The 22284-nt window shown below is 45.5% G+C and carries 15 protein-coding genes and 1 pseudogene; 6 read left to right on the top strand and 10 right to left on the bottom strand.

Features of this window, described 5'->3' with window-relative positions:
* Positions 1-43: 43 nt before the first annotated feature.
* The 4 genes and pseudogenes from QUB08_RS05855 to QUB08_RS05840 all read right to left on the bottom strand — a co-directional run bounded on the left by QUB08_RS05855 (position 44) and on the right by QUB08_RS05840 (position 5273).
* The gene (locus QUB08_RS05855; protein WP_333223881.1) at positions 44-3178 is read right to left on the bottom strand and encodes an MFS transporter; all 3135 of its coding nucleotides are present in this window, start codon (positions 3176-3178) and stop codon (positions 44-46) included.
* Between the two features lie 369 nt (positions 3179-3547).
* A pseudogene (locus QUB08_RS05850) lies at positions 3548-3877 on the bottom strand (hypothetical protein); the annotation flags it as partial.
* 12 nt (positions 3878-3889) lie between these two features.
* Positions 3890-4831: a hypothetical protein gene (locus QUB08_RS05845; protein WP_333223880.1), complete on the bottom strand. Its 942-nt coding sequence runs from the start codon at positions 4829-4831 to the stop codon at positions 3890-3892.
* Positions 4832-4958: 127 nt separating this feature from the next.
* On the bottom strand, positions 4959-5273 hold the full coding sequence (locus tag QUB08_RS05840; protein ID WP_333223879.1) for a hypothetical protein: 315 nt from the start codon (positions 5271-5273) through the stop codon (positions 4959-4961).
* 85 nt (positions 5274-5358) lie between these two features.
* Here QUB08_RS05840 and proS point away from each other — a divergent pair, with 85 nt between their 5' ends.
* The 3 genes from proS to QUB08_RS05825 all read left to right on the top strand — a co-directional run bounded on the left by proS (position 5359) and on the right by QUB08_RS05825 (position 12782).
* Positions 5359-7269, top strand: a complete 1911-nt coding sequence (gene proS, locus QUB08_RS05835; RefSeq protein WP_333223878.1) for a proline--tRNA ligase — start codon at positions 5359-5361, stop codon at positions 7267-7269.
* A gap of 363 nt (positions 7270-7632) precedes the next feature.
* The gene (locus QUB08_RS05830; protein ID WP_333223877.1) at positions 7633-10605 is read left to right on the top strand and encodes an adenylate/guanylate cyclase domain-containing protein; all 2973 of its coding nucleotides are present in this window, start codon (positions 7633-7635) and stop codon (positions 10603-10605) included.
* A gap of 110 nt (positions 10606-10715) precedes the next feature.
* On the top strand, positions 10716-12782 hold the full coding sequence (locus QUB08_RS05825) for an adenylate/guanylate cyclase domain-containing protein (protein WP_333223876.1): 2067 nt from the start codon (positions 10716-10718) through the stop codon (positions 12780-12782).
* A 79-nt stretch (positions 12783-12861) separates the two neighbouring features.
* Here the strand turns inward: QUB08_RS05825 and rpmB are convergent, their stop codons facing one another.
* The 5 genes from rpmB to rppA form a co-directional block, all read right to left on the bottom strand.
* Positions 12862-13098, bottom strand: coding sequence for a 50S ribosomal protein L28 (gene rpmB, locus QUB08_RS05820; protein ID WP_333052889.1), 237 nt, complete (start codon positions 13096-13098; stop codon positions 12862-12864).
* A gap of 244 nt (positions 13099-13342) precedes the next feature.
* Positions 13343-15331, bottom strand: a complete 1989-nt coding sequence (gene htpG / locus QUB08_RS05815) for a molecular chaperone HtpG (protein ID WP_333223875.1) — start codon at positions 15329-15331, stop codon at positions 13343-13345.
* Positions 15332-15455: 124 nt separating this feature from the next.
* On the bottom strand, positions 15456-16787 hold the full coding sequence (gene rppB / locus QUB08_RS05810; RefSeq protein WP_333223874.1) for a two-component system sensor histidine kinase RppB: 1332 nt from the start codon (positions 16785-16787) through the stop codon (positions 15456-15458).
* Positions 16788-16970: 183 nt separating this feature from the next.
* Complete coding sequence (locus QUB08_RS05805; protein ID WP_333223873.1) at positions 16971-17195, bottom strand: hypothetical protein; 225 nt, start codon at positions 17193-17195, stop codon at positions 16971-16973.
* Between the two features lie 160 nt (positions 17196-17355).
* Entirely contained in the window at positions 17356-18045 is a 690-nt protein-coding gene (gene rppA, locus QUB08_RS05800; RefSeq protein ID WP_333223872.1) for a two-component system response regulator RppA, read from the bottom strand.
* 206 nt (positions 18046-18251) lie between these two features.
* Here rppA and QUB08_RS05795 point away from each other — a divergent pair, with 206 nt between their 5' ends.
* From QUB08_RS05795 to QUB08_RS05785, 3 genes are all read left to right on the top strand, one after another.
* Entirely contained in the window at positions 18252-19256 is a 1005-nt protein-coding gene (locus QUB08_RS05795) for a multicopper oxidase domain-containing protein (RefSeq protein ID WP_333223871.1), read from the top strand.
* 164 nt (positions 19257-19420) lie between these two features.
* Positions 19421-20641, top strand: a complete 1221-nt coding sequence (locus QUB08_RS05790) for a helix-hairpin-helix domain-containing protein (protein WP_333223870.1) — start codon at positions 19421-19423, stop codon at positions 20639-20641.
* Between the two features lie 87 nt (positions 20642-20728).
* Positions 20729-21673 (top strand): FTR1 family protein, encoded by a 945-nt coding sequence (locus QUB08_RS05785; protein ID WP_333223869.1) that lies wholly within the window; start codon positions 20729-20731, stop codon positions 21671-21673.
* Between the two features lie 114 nt (positions 21674-21787).
* On the opposite strand, the gene QUB08_RS05780 is transcribed toward QUB08_RS05785, so the two are convergent.
* Complete coding sequence (locus QUB08_RS05780; protein ID WP_333223868.1) at positions 21788-22267, bottom strand: hypothetical protein; 480 nt, start codon at positions 22265-22267, stop codon at positions 21788-21790.
* Positions 22268-22284 lie beyond the last annotated feature (17 nt).

Raw genomic sequence — 22284 nt, 5'->3', positions numbered from 1 at the left:
CAGCCTAGAATCAGGAGAACTTTATTTCAAACTCGTTGAAAATCTAGCTAAACAAACCCGAAATCCCGTTGACTGCTATGGCTCCAGCCAAAGCCGAAACAACCACAGAAGTCAGAGCCGTACCAAACAGCCACCAAGCTGCGGCTGCTGCCGCTTCGCGCGCATCTTCTGCTTGCTGCTTGGTCTTTTTCTTGAGTTCTTTGATGCGTTTTTTGGCTTCAGATTGCAGGCGTTCCGAGCGCAATAAAACGCTGTCCCGGGCTCCTTCCATTTGGTCAACAATTCGGTGCGCGTCAGTCTCGGAAATATCGGAACGAGAACTCAGCAGGGCAACTAAAGTACCGCGATCGAACTCACCTAAACGCTCCTTAATCGCGTCAAATCCGGCCTGCGGGTCATCAAACACTTTGCGGAAGTCGCGCTTGATGCCTTCGTAGTTGAGCTCTGGTCGATCGAGCGAATTGAGATAATCCCGGATTTTCCCGAAAATACCATCCATTGCTGACTGAAACTTGTCCTGAACCATTTGAACTTGTTCGACAATTTGGTTGCGGACAGATTCAATTTGGTCGGCAATTCTGTTAGCTTCCTCGGAAGAGATGTCTTCACGCTGCGACAGGAATGCTACTAGAGTATCGCGGTCAAAGTGCTTCAGGCGATCGCCCAAACTTTGCATACCCATTCCCGGCTCGCTAAACAGCAACTGCAAATCGCGTTTGATGCTGTCAGGATTGAGTTCTTCCTTGTCCGTATTCCGCAAGTAATTTTCCAAACTTCCTTGGAAATCCCGGACTGTTTTTTGAGCGCGAGATGCCAAGCGGCGGGGCGATTTCACGATGCTGCGAATCGAATCTTGCACGCGATCGATCGTCCGATTGATCTGTTCTTCGCTCAAATCTTCCCGCTGTGAAAGCAACTTGACTAAAGTTTCGCGATCGACCTGAGAAAGTCTGTCCCGAAGTGCCAAAGCTCCCTCTTTCGGATTTTCAAACAATTTAGTCAAATCCCGATTGATGGCTTCTGGATCGAGTTCTTCCAGGTTTGTATTCCGCAGGTACTCGCCAATTTTTGCAGTAACTTCCTCGTACTGTTGCTTAGCTCTATCTGCAACTATTTGCGGCGCGTGGATAATGTTGTCGCGCACAGATTCGATCCGGTCGATCGCCTGATTGATCTGTTCTTCGCTGAGGTCTTGGCGCTGTGACAGCAACTGCACCAGCGTATCGCGGTCGAATTGAGATAAGCGTTCTCTCAGCGCTTTGAATCCGGCTTCCGGGTCGCTTAACAGCGTTTGAAACTCGCGCTCGATCGCTTCAGGATTGAGTTCTTCCTTATTAGTATTGCGGAGATAGTCTTCTACCTTTTGTCGCAATTCTTGCGCTTTCGATTTCGCTTGCTCTTGCAATTCTTGAGCTCTAGAAATCACGCGATCACGCGAACTTTCGAGCCGCCCGATTAACTGATCGGCTTCCTCTGGACTGAAATCTTCCCGCTGACCCAGCAACTGCACCAAAGTATCGCGATTAAACTGCGAAAGGCGATCGCGCAAAGCCTCAAAACCAGCATCCCGATCTTCCAAAAGCGCTTGGAAATCCCGCTCGATACCTTCAGGATTCAATTCCTCCTTGCCGGTCGATCGCAAATAATTCTCAATCCGACTCCGCAAATCTTGAGACTGTTCTTCACCAGCAGCAGCTTGCACAATTTCCAACACTTCTTGTCGGACACCTTCAAGCTGTTCGGCAATTTCCGTCACCTGTTCAGGAGCAAACCCCTCACGGCGGCTGAGAATCCCTACAAAATAATCTGGATTAAACAGCTCTAACTGGCGCAAAACGGCCCCAGGAGAAGCTTCCGGGTCATAAATAACATCCCTAAATTCCTGCTTGATTGTCTCCCGGTTGAGATGCCACGGTTGGGCATTCATCAAGTAGTTTTCCACATCAGCCTTAGCTGTATTGAAAGGCAGCGCAGGCACTTTATCGCCCACCTGAGAAGCAAAAGATTTAGCTTTTTGAGTCCCTTGTGCTGTCAGTTGCTGCAACTGACCAGAGATTTTTTCAACATCCAAATCCGACAAATCCGTCCGCGACAAAACAGTGCCCACAAGAGCTTCCACACCCAACTGCATCGCTCGCTTCATGCCGCTGCTGGATTCCGATTTGTTTTCCCTACTTTCCAAAATTTGAGACAGCTTGGCGTTGAGTTCGTCAGACTTCAGCAAATCGGGAGCCGCAAACTTGAGAAAATCTACCAACTCTAAATTCGGGTCTTTCTGCTCTTGCTGCTTGCCGAAAGTTTGCTTCCAAACGCCTTCGAGTTGGTCAGCAACTTGAGTTATTTCCTCTTGAGAAAAGTCGGTGCGACTCTTAACTAAATCCACAAAAGTCTGGCGGTTAACATTCTTCAGAACGTCGCTTCCCGCAAAAGATTTGATATCTGCATCGCCCAGCAACTTTTCAAATTGACCGCGAATTTCCTTAACATCTAGTTTCGGTAACTGCAAAGAACCCACATAATCTTGCAGTGTTTCGCGAATGCTATCCGGGTCTACCGCCGAACTCAATTCGCGGCGGACAGCGGCAACAGATGCCTCTACAGTATTGACCATTTGGTCGCTGGCCATCTTGCCGCCGATCGCTGCACCCGCAGTACCCATGATGCCTTGAACACCCGAAAAAGCGGTTTTTATCAAGGAACCGATCATAGAACCGACGGCGCTAGAACCGAGCCACACCAGGGTTAAAAAGTACGCTGCCCAGATGACCACACCAATAATTGCCGCTCCGTCTACGCTGGCAATTGAAGTTAGTTTGACTGCCAGAAAACAAGCCACAAATAAAGCCAGGTTAACCGTGACTAAAATCCAACCCCCGACTAAACCTTCGATTTTCCGAACTTTCTTGCCTAAACTTTCGGACTCATCATCATCATCGTCATCGTCGGGTAAAGCCTCGTCCCAATTTGAGATTTTGGCGGCGATCGAGAAATTTGTTAACAGGAATTGGAAGCCGAAAGCCATAATGACTCCGGCGATTAAGGCTACGAAAAACTGAGGGCTTAAAAACATCAGCCCTCCGATATCGGGGTGGTCAAATGGCACATCTATTTCTACTGGCATTTGGCCCTTATTGAGTGTGGGAGTGTACAGCGACATTAATAACTCGCTTTGAAACATAATTGACCTCCTAAATTTTTATGCCTAACTCGGCATAGCGAAAAGTGTCCCCAACTTTTTTATAGGGGATTTTGTAATCTTTAGATGATGGTTTGTTTTGGTTCGACTTTATCTTACGGAAGGCCTTATTAAGTGAAATTGGGATGAGTAGTAAATCAGTTCTTTAGTTATCTCATCCTTACTGCTTATTATGGCTGTGGAAGCTAAAAAATAAATCCGTCTAAAGTCAGAAATCAGTCTTAATGGGACTGATAGCAGCCGAGTCCGCCAAAAGTTTTAAGTTGGAGGCGGGGGGCGATCGCCACCAGTTATAAATAGTAGTAAAGTGCGATGTGGTGCACTCTACATATCGTAGAGTGCGCTAGTGAGTTAGGATTCCGTGGGATTTTCAGGCTCAAAACGAGCGAGTAATTGCGATCGATCGAGCTGCATACTCAGTCGCGTGATTTCAAGAGGTTCTAGTTGAATCAAAGGATCGATTATTTGGGCTAATTCTTCATCAATTTCGCCAAATCTTACTTGTAATATACTCTCAACAATCTGGCGTTTACTTTGCTGAATACCTTGCTAAATACCTTGCTGACTCGCATCCTCAAGCCGTTGCAAGTAGAGATGTGGCAATTCCATAATTAACTCCCTATCTTCTCGATATCTAATAAATAGTAAAGTGATATTTAGCGCACCATACAGATTGTATAGTGCGCTGCCAACCTAGGATTTCGGTGGATTTTTATCTTCAAAATGAACTAGCAATTCAGTGCGATCGAGTTGCCTAATTAGTCGCGTGCGATCGAGGGGTTCTAGCTGAATCAAAGGCTCGATTATTTCGGCTAATTCTTCATCAATTTCGCCAAATTTTACTTGTAGCATACTCTCAACCATCAGGCGTTGAGCGCGCTGGATACCTTGCTGGATACCTTGCTGGATACCTTCCTGAATACCTCGCTGAGTTGCATCTTCAAGTCGTTGCAAATAGAGGGGTGACAGTTCCATAATTAACTCCCGATCTTCTCGATCTATGTCTTGGCGAACTTCTAAAATTGTTCGCAAGTTGTACAACAATTCTAACGCATTCAACCGAAAGACATTATCTGAGGGTAATTCTCTCAATTCGGCAATAGCTTGCTTCTGCACGTTTCCCTTCCCCAAAACTCTCAGCCACAGCGTTGCTGGAGTACGGGGGAGTTGGTGAATGGCAATGATTGCTGCTTTCAGAGACGCACCCATAAAATAAACTCCACTTCCCCAATTTTCCGGTTCGGGAATGGCTCGAAATCCAGCTAGCAGCGGATCGGAAACCGTCGGCGACAGTATCCAGAGTTGGGGCAAGTCTGCCTCTGCAATCCGGATATTTTCTCTGGTGGCGACTCGTTCATATTCGGCGTGGATATCAAAGAGTTTTCCCAGACAACTACGAATTTCTCCGATTTGCACTGGACTGCGGAATGGTTCCAATACAGCGGGTTTTGCTGCGATTTGACCTAGGAGACCGAGGACTGTTGGTTCGACATCAGGTTCCGCTTTTGGGGCAAAGAAAACGTCAATCTGCCTCACTTCTCCAGCAATGTCGCGGCTGGTTTCGACATTGCCGAGAGGGGTTAATAGTTCTTTGAGATACTGTTTGGCAAATTGGTCGTGGATGAATCTGGTCATGATAATTTTTAGCTATCAACTGTTTAAAAACCTCGCCATCAACTGTCAACTATCAACCCAACGACTGGGATCTTCTGGCAAGCTGTCAACTGTCAACTGTCAACTGTCAACTGTCAACTGTCAACTGTCAACTGTCAACTGTCAACTGTTTGCAGCATTTACCCTCACAGTTGCGAATGCTGCGAATACAGCCGTACTCCTCGAAACGTTGACTGTGTTTGCGAACAGTAGGATAGGCCAGTAAATATAAGGGAATTCCGATTAATTTGTAAAGCAATCGACCAGCAGCATGAACAATATCCCAAATCTCGCTTAAATTAGGTTCTCGAACAAATTCTCCTATTTCATCTTTTAAGGCAAGCCACTGAGATTGCACAGTAGGAAAGTGACAATTATCAAAGACTACCATACCTTTTTCATAGTTTTGCCAAATTTTATTCATATATTTAATCAAATCGGGCTTAGTTCTGATAATATCAGAAGTTGATCTAAAATTACACTCATCCGGTATTTTAAGGAAATCAGCTATGCGACTCTCTCAAATGCTTTTTGTCACCCTGCGCGAAGACCCCGCAGAAGCAGAAATTCCCAGCCACAAACTATTACTCCGTGCCGGATACATCCGGCGCATCGGTAGCGGCCTTTACGCTTATCTCCCTTTGATGTGGCGAGTTCTCAAAAAAGTCTCTCAAATTGTGCGCGAAGAAATGGACGCTACCGGCGCTCAAGAATGTCTCCTTCCGCAACTGCAACCGGCAGATTTGTGGCGGGAATCTGGCCGCTGGGACACTTACACTCAAGCGGAAGGTATTATGTTTTCCATGACAGACAGGCAGCAGCGAGAATTGGGACTGGGCCCAACTCACGAAGAAGTAATTACTACAATTGCTAAAGATATGATTCGTTCCTATCGGCAATTGCCTTTACATCTTTATCAAATTCAAACTAAGTTTCGCGATGAAATTCGCCCGCGTTTTGGGTTGATGCGCGGTCGCGAATTCATTATGAAAGATGGCTATTCTTTCCATACAAACGAAGAAAGTTTGAAAAAAACTTATCAGGATATGGCTCAAGCTTATAGCAATATGCTGCGCCGATCGGGATTGCAATTCCGAGCAGTAGATGCTGATTCGGGAGCAATTGGTGGTTCGGGTTCTCAAGAGTTTATGGTGTTGGCTGAAGCGGGAGAAGATGAAGTTCTTTATACTGAAGATGGTCAGTATGCAGCTAATGTAGAAAAGGCTGTATCGATGCCTGCTGATGTGGAACCGTCGCCTTTTGCAACGTTTGAAAAGCGGGAAACGCCGGGAACTGAAACAATTGATAAACTTTGCAAGTTTTTGAAATGTTCTCCGACGCAAGTTGTCAAAAATGTGCTTTACCAAGCTGTTTACGACAATGGCATCACAGTCTTGGTATTGGTAAGCATTCGCGGCGACCAAGATGTGAATCAGGTAAAGTTGCTGAATGAGTTGACGAAGTTAGCGGGCAATTATCAAGCTAAAACTGTTTTATTTTTGACTGTTCCCGATGCGGAAGCTCAGCGGAAATGGGCGGCTAAATCTTTACCTCTGGGTTATATGGCTCCGGATCTTGCTGATGATTATATCGCCTCCAACCCCCCCCAACCCCCCCTTACCAAGGGGGGGCAAGAAGACTCAAATCCCCCCCTTACCAAGGGGGGGCAAGAAGACTCAAATCCCCCCCTTACCAAGGGGGGGCAAGGGGGGGTATCTCCCAAGTTTTTGCGTTTGGTCGATCGCACTGCAGTTGACCTGACAAACTTTGTCACTGGTTCAAACGAATCAGGATACCACGTTGTCGGGGCTAATTGGGATAAAGAATTTCCGCTACCAGCAACGGTTGTAGGTGTCAGAACAGCTAAAAAGGGCGATCGGGCAGTGCACAACCCCGAACAAACCTTGCAAAGCGCCAGAGGCATCGAAGTGGGTCACATCTTCCAATTAGGCACAAAATACTCCCAAGCAATGGGCGCTACCTACACCAGCGAACAAGGCGAAGAAATGCCCTTTGTGATGGGCTGCTACGGCGTCGGCGTGTCGCGGCTAGCTCAATCGGCCGTAGAACAATCCTACGACAAAGATGGGATAATTTGGCCAGTGGCGATCGCCCCGTATCACACCATCATTAGCATCCCCAATATTTCCGACGCCCAACAAGTAGAAGTCGCCGAAAAACTCTATGCAGAACTCAACCAATCTGGCATTGAAACCCTACTAGATGACCGCGACGAACGAGCCGGAGTTAAATTCAAAGATGCTGATTTAATCGGCATTCCCTATCGCATTGTTCCGGGTCGTTCTCTGAAAGCAGGCAAAGTTGAAGTTGTGGAAAGAGCAACTCACAAATCACATGAAATTCTCATTGATGAAGTAAATTCAACTTTAAAACAGTGGATTGAAGCCGCCATCACCTAACCCTTTTTAATTGGTAAGGTGCGCGCTGCACCTACATTTAGGCTCGCAATGTGCGCGGTGTAGACCCTACATTAGCTCCCCTCTTGGGAGCATCTCACTGTTGCAGCCAAGCTAGGAATAGGAGTTTGGAGGCAGGAGACAGGAGACAGGATGCAGGAGGAAAGAGGAAGAAAGAAGGAGCCAGAAGAAGTGTTTTTACCAATATGAGATGCTCTTCTCTCTTCCCTGTTCCTTCTTCCTTTTTCCCTGTTCCTTCTTCCCTCTTCCTGACATCCATTACATCCGTTACATCCGTGGAGCGAATCCGTTGCCGAACTTCCCTCTTCCTTGAGATGTGAAATTCCCTAAAACTTAAAACTCGGTATGAATCTGAACCTAAATCAGTTTCTGCGATTCCCTCAATCCCGAATTGGGCGGTACTTAGCTCAAGTAACTGTCGTTGCTGTCGCTTACGCCGTGGGGGCGAGGCTAGCAATTTCAATTCAAGGTGTCAATCCTTTTGCTGCCTCGGTGTGGCCACCCGCAGGAATTGCACAAGCCGGACTTTTATTGTTTGGGCGTAAAGTCTGGCCTGCCATACTTTTGGGCACATTTTTGCTCAATTTGGTTAACCCAAGTGAACAGATATTTGCACTTTGGCTGGGAGGAAACGCCGGGGCAATTCTGCAAGCGGTTTTTGCAGTAACTGCCCTGAGCTGGTTCCGATTTCGTCCCTCTATCGAGCGCTTGAAAGATGTAATTAATTTAATCTTGTTTGGCGCTTTAATTGCTACTCAAATTAGTTGCACTATTGGCGCGTTTTCTCTAGTTTTAGCTGGCAAAATAGAGTGGAGCGAATATTGGTCTACTCGATGGAATTGGTGGTTGGGAGACACAATGGGAGTTTTAATTATAACTCCATTAATTTTAATATTAACTCGTCCTCAAGTAACCGCCGATAATTTAAAAATACAAACAGAGACAAAGAAAAATTATTTAATTGAGCGGGGAGTATGGTTAATATTATTAATTGGGGTGAGCTGGCTGGTTTTTGAGTCTAAACATCAAGCTTATATTGCTCGTTATCCCCTGGAATATTTGCCGTTTCCTTTGATAATGTGGGCGGCGCTCAAATTCGGTCAGCGAGCCGCTGTTCTAGCATCGTTTATTGTCTCAATAATCGCAATTTTTGGCAGTTCTCATGGAGGGGGGCCCTTCACAGCCAAAGCCGACAATATTAATCAGGCTATCTTATTTTTGCAAGCTTTTATGGCTGTAGTTACAATTACCTCGCTGTTATTAGCAGCGACGGTAGCTGAACGGACAGCAGCGGAGTATTCTTTACGACAGAGCGAAATTAAATATCGAGAATTGGTGGAAAATGCTAACAGCATTATTCTGAAATTGGACGCAGACGGCAATATTACTTTTTTTAACGAATTTGCAGAAAATTTCTTTGGTTACAAGGAGGAAGAAATTCTGGGAAAAAATGCCTTGGGAACCATTATTCCACGGACGGACTGTGCAGGAAATAACTTAGAGTTGGTTTATAGTCAAATTTTACAAAATCCCGCTCGCTTTACCAGCTATGAAAATGAAAATATGCGGCGCAGTGGCGATCGCGTTTGGGTATCTTGGGCAAATAAACCGCTGGTTGATGCAGCGGGCAAACTTTTGGGCATCCTCTGCATCGGGACAGATATCACCGATCGCCGAAAAGCTGAAATAGCGTTGCAGAAGCTCAATGAAAAGCTGGAAATCCGAGTTGAAGAGCGGACAAATGCCCTGAAACAAAGCGAACTTCAGCTACAGAAACAGAAATGGGCATTAATTGATTTAGCCAAAAATAAAGCGCTGAATCAAGGCGACTTAACAAAAGCGCTTCAAGAAATAACTGAAACTGCTAGCCGTACTCTGGAAGTTACCCGATCGAGCGTCTGGCTGTACGATCGCACTAAATCCAAGATCGAGTCCCTGGATTTGTTCGATCGCACTCTCAACCAACACTCAGACGGTTTGGAATTAGCAGCAGCAGATTATCCTGTCTATTTTCAAGCACTGCGAGAAGAACGCGCAATTGCTGCCTTTGACGCACAAAACGATTTTAGAACCCGAGAATTTACCCAATCTTACCTAATTCCGCTCGGCATCACTTCTATGCTAGATACGCCGATTCAAATAGGCGGAGAAACAGCAGGAGTTCTCTGTTTAGAACACGTAGGAAGGCTACGCTATTGGACGATTGAAGAACAAAGTTTCGCTGTTTCTCTAGCAGACTCTGTAACTTTCGCAATGGAAGCGCGAGAACGCCAGCGGGCTGAAGAAGCACTGCGGCAAGCTGAAGAAAAATACCGCAGCATCTTTGAAAATGCGATAGTCGGCATTTTTCAAACTACCCCAGATGGGCAATATCTCAGCGCCAATCCTGCTTTGCTTCGGATTTACGGTTACAGTTCACGCGAGGAATTGGTGGCCACACTAACTGATATTAGCCAACAACTTTATGTTGACCCCGATCGCCGCGCCGAGGTTGTCCGCTTAATAGAAGAACAAGGCAAAGTATCGGATTTTGAATCTCAAATTTACCGCCGAGATGGCAGCATAATTTGGATTTCCGAAAATACTTATACCGTGCGCGATTCCTACGGAAATTTGCTTTATTACGAAGGTACTGTTCAAGATATCACCACTCGCAAACAAGCTGAGGCCGCTTTGCGCTTAGAACAAGAAAAATCTGACCGTCTCCTACTCAACGTTTTACCGCAACCGATCGCCGAAAGACTCAAACAAGACCAAAGCATCATCGCCGATACTTTTTCCGAAGTAACAGTATTGTTTGCAGATATAGTCGGTTTTACCCAAATTAGTTCCCAAATTTCTCCGTCGGAATTAGTTTCCTTGCTTAACGATATTTTTTCCACATTCGATCGCCTAGCAGAAAAGCACGGATTGGAAAAAATTAAGACTATTGGCGACGCCTACATGGTAGTAGGAGGGCTGCCCATGCCCCGCAGCGATCATGCAGAGGCGATCGCAGAAATGGCCCTCGATATGCAGCAGGCAATTACTGACTTCAGCAATCTCCACAATCAAGATTTTAGCATCAGAATTGGGATTAACACCGGCCCTGTCGTCGCCGGAGTAATCGGTATTAAAAAATTTATTTACGATTTATGGGGAGACACCGTTAACACCGCTTCCCGCATGGAATCCCACGGCTTGCCGGGGTGCATTCAAGTCACGTCTGCAATTTATGATATATTGCAGGACAAGTATGTATTTGAAAGTCGCGGCGCGATCGAAGTTAAAGGCAAAGGCGAGATGAACACTTATTTTCTTACAGGCATCAATTTATAGCATCAGGAAGAAAGAAGGAAGAAGTAATATAAGAAGTCATGTTTCAGAATTAAGCATTTCCTAATCTTCGGGCGCGGTTGCTATAGTTAGTTAAAAATATAACACTCAGTATGATTCCCAAAAAAAATCAGTTCCTGCGATTTCCTCAATCGAGAACTTGGCAATACTTAGCAAAAATAGCTGCCATTGCTTTTGCTTACGCTTTGGGAGCAAAAATAGCAGTTTCAATCCCTGGCATAAATAAATTAGCTACTTGCGTCTGGCCGCCCGCAGGAATTGCACAAGCTGCAATGTTATTATTTGGTAGCCGCATTTGGCAGGGAATAGCTTTAGGCGTATTTTTTTACGAGACTATTAACCTTGACGTATCTTTAACACTTGCAGTAATTAGTGCTTTTTGCGCTTGTTTACAAGCTTTGTGTGCATTTACTTTGCTGCAACAGTTAAAGTTTCGGCCCTCACTCGATCGGCTAATCGATGTAGTCAATTTAGTTTTCTGCGGTGCTGTAGTTGCCACTCAAATCAACTGCACTCTCGGCACGCTGCGCCTCTGTGTAACTGGTTTAGTTGACTGGAGCGAATATTGGCAAATTCGATGGAATTGGTATCTCGGAGATACATTAGGAGTTTTAATTTTTACTCCCATGCTGTTGATTATATACCACTACAAACAAGCGCAAAGCCCTTCACCAAATACAAGTTATCAAACAATTGTAAATCGCATCGGTGCCGGAATATGCCTGCTGTTATTAGTAACAGTCAGTTGGCTAGTATACAACTCAAAAAGTGAAGGTAATCTCTCCGGTTATCCCCTCGAATACTTGCCATTTCCCTTAGTAATTTGGGCAACCATTCAATTCGGCCAGGGCGGGGCTGTTTTAGCATCTTTCATTGTATCCAGTATCGCCATTTGGGGCGGTTCTCAGGGAGGCGGCCCTTTTATTGCCAAAGCGGAAAACATCAATCAGGCCATCTTATTTTTGCAGGCTTTTATGAGCGTAATTGTAATTACATCTCTGCTGTTGGCCGCCACTGTAGCCGAACGTGCCTCAGCAGAGGATTCGCTGCGGCAAAGCGAAATTAAGTATCGGGAATTAGTGGAAAATGCTAACAGCATTATTTTAAAACTAGATACGGAAGGAAATATTACTTTTTTTAACGAATTTGCACAGAAGTTTTTTGGTTACGATGAAAAAGAGATAATTGGCCAAAACGCAGTGGGAACAATTATTCCCCAGAGAGATACCACAGGAAATGACTTGGCAGCAAAGTTGAGAGATATTTTGCAAAACCCAGAACAATACACGCGAAATGAAAATGAAAGTATCCGGCGCAGCGGCGAGCGGGTTTGGGTATCATGGGCAAATAAACCGCTGTTTGACGCGGTAGGAAAGTTCGCGGGAATGCTGGCAATCGGTACGGATATCACTGACCGTAGGCGGGCTGAAATGGCGCTTTACAAGCTGAATGAAGAGTTAGAATTTAGAGTGAAAGAACGAACTAATGCTCTGAATGATACTTTAAGTGCACTGCGAGTTCAACAGGAACAATCAGAACGCTTGCTGTTGAATATTTTGCCTGAAGAAATAGCAAATCGGTTAAAGCGGGGAGACAGTACGATCGCAGACACTTTTGCTGACGTTACTGTCTTGTTTGCGGACATAGTAGGCTTTACTCAACTCAGTTCCCTAGTTTCTCCAACGCAATTAGTAGCCTTGCTGAATGACATCTTTTCGACATTTGACAACCTAGCAGAAAGGCACGGTTTGGAAAAAATTAAGACGATTGGCGACGCTTACATGGTAGTTGGAGGGCTGCCAATTCCTCGCCCGGATCACGCAGAAGCGATCGCAGAAATGGCCATCGATATGCAGCAGGCAATTACTGACTTCAGCAATATCCACAATCAAGATTTCAGCATCAGAATCGGCATCAACACTGGCCCGGTTGTCGCCGGAGTCATCGGTATTAAAAAATTTATTTACGATTTGTGGGGAGACACCGTTAACACCGCTTCCCGCATGGAATCTCACGGCAAGCCAGGGAGTATTCAGGTAACAGAAACAACTTATCAGCAGTTGCGAGAAAAGTATTCCTTTGAAAACCGCGGCGCGATCGAAGTTAAAGGCAAAGGCGAGATGACTACTTATTTACTGAAATGCCGAAAATTGCTCTAGTAAAGGTTTTTCTCTAAAAGTAAGGGCGATCGCACTCTCAAGCGTGCGATCGCCCTTACTTTTACGCTAGCCAAGTTTTTTAAAGCTTGTACAGGTTAATTCCAGCTTCCTTCGCCATGATTTCCAAACCCTTGTTTTGCAAGGTTTTAATCGCCTTTGTAGAAAGGTGCAATTTTACCCAGCGCTTCTCCTGCGGCCACCAAACCCGCTTCCACTGCAAATTTGCCTCTTGCAACTTGTGAGTGCGGTGGTGCGAGTGAGAAACCGCAAAACCGTTATTCGCCTTTTTCCCCGTTAGCTGACATTTCCGTGACATATTTCCCTCCAGATTACCGTTTTTTTGCGTGCAGCATTTCATTATATCGCAACAGCGCAGAACCCCCCTAGCCCCCCTTGTTAAGGGGGGGACAAGAAAACCCCCAATCGCCCGCTCAGCAAGGGAAATAAACTCTTGCTCCCCCTTTACCAACAGAAATAAACTGATTAGGTAAAGCTCCTGCTCCTACTAACAAAAATAAACTCTTGCTCCCCCCCTTAGCAAGGGGGGGTTGGGGGGATAATTACATTGCACGTTCCGTCAATTTTGTCAAGACTTGATTCGATCGCTCGACAAAATCCTTCATCCCTTCAGCATCGAAACCCTTCTGGGCCATCAAAGCCAAGTCGTAAACGTGGTGACAAATCATACTCGCCAACTCAGCCGACGGAGACTCCCCGCCGCCTTGAATAATCGCACCCTGACTCAAACTCGCCAGATTTTGAATCAGCGGATGAGACGTATTCACCAGCAAAACGTGTTCTTCGGGGAATTCGGCCGCTTGCTGCTGCAAAAGCGCCGTCATGTCCCGCATCCGGCGTAAAGCTTCCGGCAAAAGTACGATCGCAGGTGGCGTCGCCTCTGCTGAGTCAGACTTCAAAGCTTCTGTGCGAATGTTCACTTTCGGCTTATTGAGAGCTTTTTGGAACATTTCTTTAACTTGTTCGCTGCGAGTTTTATTCGTCGCCGGATCGACAATTTCCGCTTCTTTCTCTTTGTCAATTAGCGTTTCGTCGATGTCGGAATCAACCCGCGAGAATTTGACATCTGAGTGTTCTCGTTCCAAGAAACTAATAAAGTGCGTGTCGATGAAAGAATCCATAAACAGCACTTCTAAACCTTGGCTTTTGTGCATTGCCACGTAAGTTGCTTGAGACGCAGGTTCCGTACAGTAAAAAACGCGATTTTCGTGACGTTTTTGATTGCGTTCCAAATACTCTTTCAGCGTCGTGTAAGGCTGCGTCGAAGTAGAAGTTTCCGACTTCGGAGTGACATCTTGCCACAAATCTCCTTCCTCAGTTTGCACCTGAACTTCGGGCGTTACAGTTTCTGGCTTCTCGGCTGTTGGTTCGTAGGTGCTGCGGTAGATTAAAATATCTTCGACTTGCTTTTTGAACTTGTCATCGTTGAGAGTTCCGAACTTGACAAAAGTGCCGATATCTTGCCAGCAGCGGATGTATTCGTCACGGTCGTCGCGGTAGAGTTCTTTCAGGCGATCGCCCACTTTTTTCGCAATATAATCAGCGATTCTCCTGACTGTGCGATTGCTTTGCAAAGAACTGCGAGAAACGTTCAGGGGAATGTCGGTACTGTCAATGACTCCCCGCAGCGGCATCAAGAATTTAGGGATAATTTCTTCGCAGTGGTCGCTGACAAAAACCTGGTTGCAGAATAGCTTAATATTGCCTTGGGTAACATCGACATCCGGCCGCAGTTTGGGAAAGAAAAGAATCCCATTGACAATAAAAGGATAATCTGTATTCAGGTGTACCCACAGCAGCGGCTCGTCTTGGAACGGGTAAAGGTAACGGTACAGTTCTAAGTAATCTTCTTTTTGCAAATTGCTGGCTGATTCCCGCCAAATTGCTTTGTGCTTGTTGAGTTCCTCTCCTTCAAATTTGATGGGAACGGGCATGAAATCGCAGTAAGTTTTGATTAACTGCCTAATCCGACTGGGTTCTACATATTCTTGTTCTTCATCTTGGAGAGTAAGAGTAATAGTAGTGCCACGTTCCGTGCGGGTGGATTCTGATAGTTCAAAAGCGGGGGAACCGTCGCAAGACCAGTGTACTGCTTGGGAGCCTTCTTGGTAAGAAAGAGTGTCTATATCTACTTTCTGAGCGACCATGAAAGAAGAGTAGAAACCGAGACCGAAGTGACCGATAATTGCGTCGTCGCCACTGCCTTGGTATTTTTGAATAAATTCTTCAGCGCTGGAGAAAGCGACTTGATTGATGTATTTTTTTACTTCGTCGGCGGTCATGCCGATGCCGTTGTCGGTAATTGAGAGTGTTTTGTTTTCTTTGTCGATCGCTATGTTGATTTGCGGTTCGCCCATGTCGCCGCTGTATTCGCCGGAACGAGAAACCATTTTGAGTTTAGCAATGGCATCGACGGCGTTAGAAATTAGTTCCCGCAAGAAGACTTCGTGGTCGGTGTATAGCGACTTCTTGATAATCGGGAAAATATTTTCGGTATGGATTGAGATTGTTCCCTGTTCTAAAACTGTCATAATTTTTCTCTGTGATGACTGCTAAGTGCTTAGAAATAGCTATTTAATGATTTTCGGCGATCGCGCTATCTTCTGCAAAAGGGATTACCCTAAAAAGACGATTCGGTTTCCCTCACATAGTAGCTCACAAAGGCAACTGCAGGAGAAAGGTGCTGCCGGAACCCAATTGGCTGCGGGCGCTGAGGCTGCCGCGGTGGGCGCGGGCTATGGTTTGGGCGATCGCCAATCCCAGTCCAGAACCGCCAGTATGGCGCGATCGATCGCTGTTGACTCGGTAGAATCGATCGAATATTCGCTCTAAATCTGCCACCGCGATCCCAATACCAGTATCTTGAACCTGAACGATCGCCTCGATGTGATTGCAATCTAAAATAACTGTTACTTTCCCGCCCGCCGGAGTGTATTGAATGGCATTAACAATTAAATTAGCAACTAAGCGATAAAGTTGGTCGGAATTGCCGACAACATTTAATTGCTGCTGTACGCGCATTTCGGATGTTAGCGCTACCTTAGAAGCGATCGCCAAAGCTGCCAATTCCTCTACTAAATCGCTAACAAGGTCATTCAAACAACATAATTGAGGGCGATCGCGTATCGCTTGATTATCCATGCGAGCCAGCAGCAGCAAATCAGCCACTAACTGAGTTAATCGTCGGTTTTGGCGATCGATCGTCCGCAAAATTTCCTGCGCCTCTTTTTCATCTAATTGAGGCGTCAACAGCGCTGATTCTACTGTCGCCTGCGAAGCCGCTAAAGGCGTCCGCAATTCGTGAGCAGCATCCGCTGTAAACTGTTGGATTTGTCGGTAGGAAGAATAAATTGGTTTCATGGCCAATCCTGCCAATAACCAACTAGCAAAGCCGATCAGAATCAATGCTGTAGGCAATCCTAATTTCAAAACCCATTTCACTGTACTGAGATAATCATTAAAGTCTTGCAGGCTCCGCCCAACTTGAAAATATCCCCAATCTAGCTGTGTTTGGGTGTGTAAAGCTACAGAAATTTGGTGATAAACATTACCTTTTGTGTCAGTTATTGTTTGCCAGTATTGGGAGTTAAATTCGGCTGGTAATTCTTCGGGATAAGCGCCGGCGGTAGCAATTAATTTACCGGAATAATCAAATAAACGAATATAGTAATAGCCTTGGTTGATCGCGCTTAAAATATGGCGGCTTGGCAACTGTTCTTTAATGCCTTTAACTCCCATTAGGCGGAGGTTGGGCAAAAGTTCGTTTACTATAGGCTCCAAGCGTCCGGGCTGCTGCAATTTGAGTTCTAGGCTGTCGTGTAGCGTCCCCGCTACCGATTCTAATTCCCGGTCTATGGCTACCCAGTGAGCGTGGGCGATCGCCTTGTATACGCCAAATCCCAACAAGCTTAAAATCAAACCCATTACAGCCGCATAGGAAATGGCTAATTGCCAGCGAGTCCGGTTAAATAGTTTATTTTGATTCATTTAAACTTAGATTTTATATAATTGTTAAAAACAGGCAAGATGCCTGTTCCACAAAATTCAATTTTACTCGTTACCAGGCAGAGCCTGGTAACGTATAGCTGGAGGCTCTGCCTCCAATTTTCCGGGAATCTATTCGAGGGACAGCCTCTGGAAATTGGCTTCGAGGCAGAGCCTGGGAACCAATTAGTTTTCATGTTTTAGGAGTTCTGCATATCCGCTCATTCCGAGCTCCGCAAGTTGTCGGTCTTCTTCGGCAAATTCGCTGTAGAGTGCAGCTAAGTTAGTTTCATCCATTGCTGGAATAGTAACTAATTTGGCACGAAATTTCAGGAAAGCAATAAAATCAAATACTTGTTTGAGTTGTTCTATATCGAGCTTTTCTAACTCTTGTTGGATTAAATCTTTCATGGCAGTTATTTTTCCGATCGAGTTTTCTATATTCTACGGGTTCCCAGATTCTGGCTGGGAACCCGTAGAATGCTTAAGAACAGGCAAGATGCCTGTTCCACAAAAATTAAATAAATTTTTTTGTGGGGAGGAGGGGTGGGGCCGGAGTTCCCGCCCTACTTTAATTTTTCATCCGGTATCCGACGCCGTGTACAGTTTCAATTAAATTCGCGCAGCCAACTGATTCGAGTTTGCGCCGCAGCAAGCGCACTTGAGCTGCTACCACATTGCTAAAGGTATCTGCACTCGCCTCCCATATCTGATTCCGAATTTGGTCAGTGGTGACAATTTGGTTGGGATGTTTCATAAAGTATTCTAGCAGTTGAAACTCTTTGTTTGTCAGCGAAATTATCTGATTTTTGCCGTGGGTATCGAGATGACAAGCTGTGCGATTTCCGCAGTCGAGAACGAGATTCCCTACCTGTAGCTGTTGCGGTTGAATTTGGGGCGATCGCCTTTGCAAAGCCCGCAATCTTGCTAACAGTTCCGCCATCCCGAACGGCTTGACTAAATAATCGTCCGCCCCGGCATCTAGTCCCGCCACTTTATCTTCCATTCGGTCTTTTGCTGTCAGCATCAATACGGGCAGTGCGCTATGTTTAGCACGCAATCTCCGTAGCAGTTCCAATCCTGACAATCCTGGTAGCAACCAGTCAAAAATAGCGAGGGTGTATTGCGTCCACTGGCTGTCTAAATATTCCCAAGCTTCATTGCCATCTAGGGCCCAATCAACTATATATTTTTCCTGCTTTAAGGTTCGCTCGATCGCTTTCCCTAAATCTGGCTCATCTTCAACTAGCAAAACTCTCATAACTCTAATTTATAGCGGTAAATCCTTATACATAGTTAGCGATCGGCAGCATCTACCCCAACATCTAACCTCACATACTGAGATGAAATCAGCATGAAATTTTCTAATTTCGCAGAAAAAGATGATAGTTGACAATTATTGACAACAAGCTAGAAATGTCTTATACTCAAACGCAATCAAATTTTTGAGAATATTTTTAAATAAGTATGACAGATTTATCCGATCGTCCCGGCATGAAAAAGCCGGGGCGCTGGAGTCGCCGCCAACTGCTACAGCTAGGAATAGCTGGTGCAGGGGTAGCGGGCAGCGCGATCGCACTTCAAAACTTGACTCGCAAACCGACATCAGTCGCGAGAATACCGCCCATCCCCGCAGATGCACTCACCGTCAGCAATATTAACCCGATGCAAATTGCGCGGGATTTTGATTACGGCACGGTGACGCGCGAAAACGGGCGCACGGTTCGGGAATTTCGCCTGGAAGCTAATACTTCGATCGTCCAACTTAACAGCGCCGTCACTTTCAACACCTGGAACGTCAACAATCGAGTACCGGGGCCAACATTGAGGGCAACTGAGGGCGATCGTATCCGCGTCATTTTTTATAACAAAGCCGGACATTCTCATTCGCTGCACTTTCACGGCGTTCATACCAGCGAAATGGATGGCGTTAAACCCGTGAAAAACGGTTCGGTATTTATTTATGAATTCGATGCCAATCCTTACGGATTGCATCTATATCACTGCCATATTGAGCCCGTAACTCGCCATATAGGTAAAGGACTCTATGGAATGTTCATCATCGATCCGCCAAAACCCCGCCCTCCTGCCGATGAAATCTTGTTAATCATGGGAGGATACGACGTAAACGACGACGAAAAAAACGAAATTTACGCTTTTAACGGGTTGCCCAATTATTACATGAACAACCCGATCCCTATTTACCGAAATCAGCTAATCCGGCTGTACGTTCTTAACCTAATTGAGTACGAAGCGGCAGTGACTTTTCACCTGCACGCCAACTTTTTTGACGTATATCGCACGGGAATGACTTTAACTCCTAGTGAAAGAACTGATGTCATCACAATGGGAGTAGCTGAAAGACATATCTTAGAATTTACCTACGGGTACACCGGAAAATATATGTTTCATCCTCATCAAGATGCGATCGCCGAAGCAGGCTGCATGGGGGTATTTGAAGTCATCACTTAAACCAAATCCTGCTACCACGGTGCGGCGATTCAAATAAAGAAAGTATGAAATTATTTGACAAGCTCGATCGCAAATAGGTAGAATGAATAGCTCGCAAATAATTGAGAATATTTCTTAATAACCTGTGAGTCCAAATGCACATAACGTAAAAATTAGCAACTGCCATGTTATCAACTTTTCGTTTATTACTCACATCTTGCACCATTCTTAAGAACAGGCAAGGTGCCTGTTCCACAAACAATGACTTTTCTTGTGGGGTGGGCATCCCCAAGAACAGGCAAGATGCCTGTTCCACAAACAATGACTTTTCTTGTGGGGTGGGCGTCTCGCCCGCCCGTAGCAGGGTTGTTGCAAATGTTGCAAGATATCGTTTATTACCTACAGCAACCGCTACAGCCATCCTCGTTGCTCTGACCGGTTGCGTTTCCACGCCCACAGCCAGCAACACCGACAGCACACCCTCACCTGCTGCTACAGCCAGTCCCGCATCCACAAGCGGTCACAGCATGAACCACGGCGGCAAAGGCGGCATCAACATCAATACTGCCATTCTTTCAGAGTTAGATAAACTCGAAGCCAAGTTAGGAGTACCGGCACTTTCTAACAAAATTCAAGCCAGCCGTCCTTACGGGAAAGTCGAAGAATTGGTATCAAAAAATGTCATTACTCAAGCCCAATTTGACCAAATCAAAGACTTGGTAACTATTGAAAATGTGGTGCTGACAGGCGAGCCCAAAGATGTAGACTACATGACTAAACTTGGCTTGATGAAAGGGCATCTTATAGTAGCCAAAGAACTCTTGGATCAAGGCAAACCCGACCAAGCCGAACCGCACATCGGGCATCCAGTTGAAGAAATTTATGCCGATGTGGAAGATCAGCTAAACGAGCGTAAAATTCCCGAATTTAAGACTACTTTAATTAAATTGCAGGATTTAGTTAAAGCGGGTGCAAAAGATCCGGCTCAAGTGAATGCGGAATTTGACACATCAATGCAAGCAGTTGACGGAGCAATTGCCGCCCTTCCCGAAGCGCAGCGCAAAGATCCGAAATTCGTGCTGCAAGTGATTAACGGCTTGCTAGATACAGCTAATTCCGAATACGGAGCGGCAGTTGCTAACGGCAAAATTTCCGCAATTATTGAATATCAAGATTCGCGGGGTTTTGTCATGTACGCGGAAATGCTGTACAAAGATATAGCCGAGCAAGTGGCTAAAACCAGTCCCGAAATTGACAAAGCAATTGTTGCCAACATGACTGAACTGAAGACAAATTGGCCAACGGCGATCGCACCCCCCGCCCCCGTCAAAACCACCGAACAAGTCAACCAGCTAGTTAAAACCATCGAAAGCGACAGCCAAAAAGTTCTCAAACCAGCATCCTAAAAACATCACTTTCATCAAGAGCGGTAATTGGTAAATAATCTGCCAATTACCTAGCTCCTTAACCACTCCCATTCCCACCATAAAAAAATGAATTTTGGCGAAGCATTGCCCACATTTGTAATTACTCTCCGCGAAGGAGTCGAAGCCGCCTTAGTTGTCGGAATCGTTCTCGCTTGTCTCAAAAAGTCGGGACAAAGTTATTTAAGCCCTTGGGTTTTCGGCGGTGTTGGCTTTGGACTTATTGCCAGCGCTTTGATAGGTGTACTTTTCGGCTGGACTATTCAAATTTTGTCCGCATCTAATCAGCCTTTTGCACCGATTATGGAATCGCTGCTAGAAGCAATCTTTGGGGTTATAGCAATAGCAATGCTGAGCTGGATGCTGATTTGGATGACCAAACAAGCGCGATTTATGAAAGCCGAAGTCGAAGGCGCAGTAAGTGCTGCCTTAACGCAAAACTCTCATGCGGGTTGGGGCGTATTTAGTTTAGTTTTTATTGCCGTTTTGCGGGAAGGGTTTGAAACTGTTTTGTTTGTCGTCGCCAAGTTTCAACAAGGCATTATTCCAGCCCTCGGGGCTTTGGGGGGCATTCTCTCAGCCACCGCACTTGGTGTCCTGCTGTTTAAATGGGGAGTCAAAATTAATATCCGCCTGTTTTTTAAATATATGGGCATTTTATTGCTCTTCATTGTAGCAGGCTTAGTGGTATCTACTTTGGGGATTTTTGACAGCGCGGTGAATATTTTATCGCAAACAAATCGCGAATCAGCAGCACTGTGTTTCTATTACGAAAGATTTACTAAAATCCACTCTTGCATTCTCGGGCCGATGGTCTGGAATACCTCGCAACTGCTTCCCGAAGAAAAGTTTCCAGGTTTGTTGTTGAGTGCGCTGTTTGGATACACGGATAAGCTCTATGTCGTGCAGGCGATGGCTTATTTCGTATTTTTAATTACCGTGGGCGGGATTTACTTTCAAAGTTTGGCAGGTAGAGTTTTCTTCCCATTCAAAAAAACACAGGTAATGAAATAGAAAATTAAGTGCGAGCGAAACGTGATCGGCTTTTTAATGGAAATGCAGGAGGCAGTTGTTTGTTGCTAATAACTAATGCGCCCATAAGTTAGAGCGCATTAGTAAATTACCTATCTATTGATTGAAGGTAAAACGACCGTCAACTTTTTCTCCGTTAATATCCGCAGTCACTTTCACGGGATAACTTCCTGCATCTTTGCCGGGAAACACCACAGCGTAATGTTTGCCCTCAGCATCATACTTGAGAGCTAGGGTTTGCTGCTTTCCATTCGGCAACTGCACTTGAGCCGTCACTTTGGCGTTAGGAACTGGTTCCTTTTTCTCCCCTTTTTGCAAAAAAACATCTAAATGAGTTCCGGTAGCTTCTTTTTCAGGTACAAACTCTAAATAGTAAGCTCCAGACTTTACAACTTGCCCTCCTTGAGTTGCTGTTGCAGGAGCGGTGGCGGGAGCCGAAGACGCAGGTTGAGAGGCGACAGGAGGGGATGCTGGAGTGGTATTTGGATCGCTTGCTTGGTCGCTTTTACTGCAAGCTCCCAAAAATAACAATCCGACACTACCTAAAATAATTAAATTTGACTTGAGCGATTTCATTGGTTTGACTCCTTGCT

The organism is Microcoleus sp. BR0-C5, from assembly GCF_036705045.1.
GTDB lineage: Bacteria > Cyanobacteriota > Cyanobacteriia > Cyanobacteriales > Microcoleaceae > Microcoleus.
The sequence above is the reverse complement of the archived record's forward strand: the minus strand, read 5'-3'. Positions and strand labels throughout refer to the sequence as shown.